Origin of the sequence: Arcobacter sp. CECT 8989 (assembly GCF_004116715.1) — a bacterium.
Taxonomy (GTDB): Bacteria; Campylobacterota; Campylobacteria; order Campylobacterales; family Arcobacteraceae; genus Halarcobacter.
Genome location: NZ_PDKE01000070.1, coordinates 1 through 450 on the forward strand (window position 1 = coordinate 1; position 450 = coordinate 450).

A 450-nucleotide genomic window follows, 5' to 3' on the forward strand; every position below is an offset into this window, starting at 1 on the left:
GAAATAGGTAGTAATACTTATAAAGATAATGAAGGTAATGAATATAAAATTGATTTTGATGAAGATGGTGTAGCAGATACTGTAGATGAAACAAATTATATTAGAGCCTTATCTTTTGCAATTAATAGTAATAAAGATATTTCTGAGCATGTAACAGCATATAATGGTGATTATTCTGTTGATGAACAAGGTAATATCATTGATAATACTGGAAAAGATGAGTTTTTAAGAGTACAAGCAAATGTTGATGGAGAAGATGGTAAGTTTCAAGGAAGAATTGTTGTAGAAGAGGCTTATAATCCAACTTATGAAGGTAAAAATACAGTTGCTCCAGCAGATAGAGTTGATAGTGATTTGTCTAAACCAGTTGAAGGATATAAACATATTGTTATTGATGGAGAAGGCTTTAGTGCATTAGAAGGGGATTTCTCAGTTTTAGCAAGTGCACTT

The 450-nt window shown here is 30.9% G+C and carries 1 pseudogene; it reads left to right on the forward strand.

Annotated features, from left to right (window positions below):
• Nucleotides 1-450: pseudogene (locus CRV02_RS14910) on the forward strand (hypothetical protein); the annotation flags it as partial.